1 protein-coding gene is annotated in these 2,131 nt (G+C 61.6%); it reads right to left on the bottom strand.

Going from position 1 to position 2,131, the window contains the following annotated elements:
* The coding region (gene acnA / locus ACI38B_RS03775) for an aconitate hydratase AcnA (protein WP_439729582.1) at positions 1-1,942 on the bottom strand (1,942 nt) is incomplete at its 3' end.
* Positions 1,943-2,131: the final 189 nt, after the last annotated feature.

Raw genomic sequence — 2,131 nt, 5'->3', positions numbered from 1 at the left:
AGAAGGTCTGCCGACGCACATAGGTGGAATCAGGATCCCAGGAGAACAGTTCGCCTTTCGGCACGTCGAGGCCCTGCCAACGGGAATCGCCGTCGAAGACGCTCGCATAGTCTTTGACGAACATCTCACGGGAAACGGTCTCGTCGACCACGCGCTGGACGTCTTCGTTGCTCGGCCAGATGTCGCGTAGGAACACGTCGTTGCCGTCCGCGTCTTGGCCCAGCGGCTGGGTTTCGAAGTCGAAGTCCATGGTGCCGGCGAGCGCGTAGGCGATTACAAGCGGCGGGGATGCGAGGTAGTTCATCTTGACGTCCGGGCTGATGCGGCCTTCGAAGTTGCGGTTGCCGGACAGCACGGCGGTGACGGTCAGGTCGTTGTCGTTGATGGCCTTGGAGATTTCGGGCAGCAGAGGACCGGAGTTGCCGATGCAGGTGGCGCAACCGAAGCCGACGAGCTGGTAGCCCAGAGCGTCAAGGTCATCCTGGAGGCCGGCTTTCTTGAGGTAGTCGGCCACGACTTGGGAGCCAGGGGCGAGGGAGGTCTTGACCCACGGCTTGGGCTTGAGGCCTTTAGCGTGGGCATTGCGTGCGATCAGGCCGGCGGCGATCATGACCGACGGGTTCGAGGTGTTGGTGCAGCTGGTGATGGAGGCGATGGCGACATCGCCGTTCTTCACGTCGAAATCTCCGCGGAAGTCGGTGCTCACCGGTACCGGCTGCTGTTCGGTCTTGTCGGTTTCGTACGCGGGCAGCGTGTCTTCGAAGGTCTTCTTCGCGGTGGCGAGGGTGATGCGGTCCTGCGGGCGCTTCGGGCCGGCGATGCTCGGCACAACGGAACCGAGGTCGAGTTCCATGTATTCCGAATACTGCGGTTCGACATACTGCGGGTCCTTGGTGTCGCCCCACAGGCGGTTCGCCTTCGCGTAGGCTTTGACGAGTTCGACCTGTTCCTCGCTGCGACCGGTCAGGCGCAGATAGTCAAGCGTCACGTCGTCAATCGGGAAGATACCGCAGGTGGAGCCGAATTCAGGGCTCATATTGCCGATGGTCGCACGGTTGGCGAGCGGAACGGAGGCGACGCCCTCACCGTAGAATTCAACGAACTTGCCGACCACGCCGTGCTTGCGGAGCATGTCGGTGATGGTGAGCACCACGTCGGTCGCGGTGACGCCTTCGGGGATGGAGCCGGTGAGCTTGAACCCGACCACGCGCGGCACGAGCATGGAGATGGGCTGGCCGAGCATGGCAGCTTCGGCTTCGATGCCGCCGACGCCCCAGCCGAGCACGCCGAGGCCGTTGACGGTGGTGGTGTGCGAATCCGTGCCTACGCAGGAGTCGAGATAGGCAAGCTTGCGGCCGTCATCGAGGCCGGAATCCTTGCTCATGACGACTTTGGCGAGGTATTCGATGTTCACCTGGTGGATGATGCCGGTCCCCGGCGGCACCACGCGGAAGTTCCTAAACGCCTGCTGGCCCCAGCGCAGGAACTGGTAGCGCTCCCCGTTGCGCTGGTATTCGATATCCATGTTCTGCTGCAGCGCGTCGGCGACGCCGTACTTGTCGATTTGCACGGAGTGGTCGATGATCATGTCGGCGGGCACCTGCGGATTGATGACCTCGGGGTCGCCGCCCAGCTCCTTGACCGCGTCACGCATGGTCGCGAGATCGACGATGCAGGGCACACCGGTGAAATCCTGCATGACAACACGCGACGGGGTGAACTGGATTTCATGGCTCGGTTCAGCCTGCGGATCCCAGTCGAGCAACGCCTTGACGTGCTCGTCGGTGATGTTCTTGCCGTCGATGTTGCGCACGAGGTTCTCGACAAGCACCTTGAGCGAGTATGGCAGATGCTCGATACCGGGCAGATCCGCGATGTTGACGTAGTCGAATGTGGTGTCGCCCACGGTCAGCGTGGACAGTTGACTGTCTTTGAATGACATGCTACCTCCGAGCCGGCGAATGCCAGATGGTTAAGTTCGGTATGGATGCCGATTGATGTTATTCCTGTATTGTATCGTGATGCGGTTTCAGCTCTGGCGTGTCTGCCTGTTATGTGAGACAATGCGCGCGAGCAGGCGGCTTGCCAGCTGGCAGAGCATGAATATCGCAGCCGATGCGACCAGCGCGAC

Source organism: Bifidobacterium sp. (assembly GCF_051876855.1).
Lineage (GTDB): Bacteria > Actinomycetota > Actinomycetes > Actinomycetales > Bifidobacteriaceae > Bifidobacterium.
This window is presented reverse-complemented; position numbering and strand designations above follow the sequence as displayed.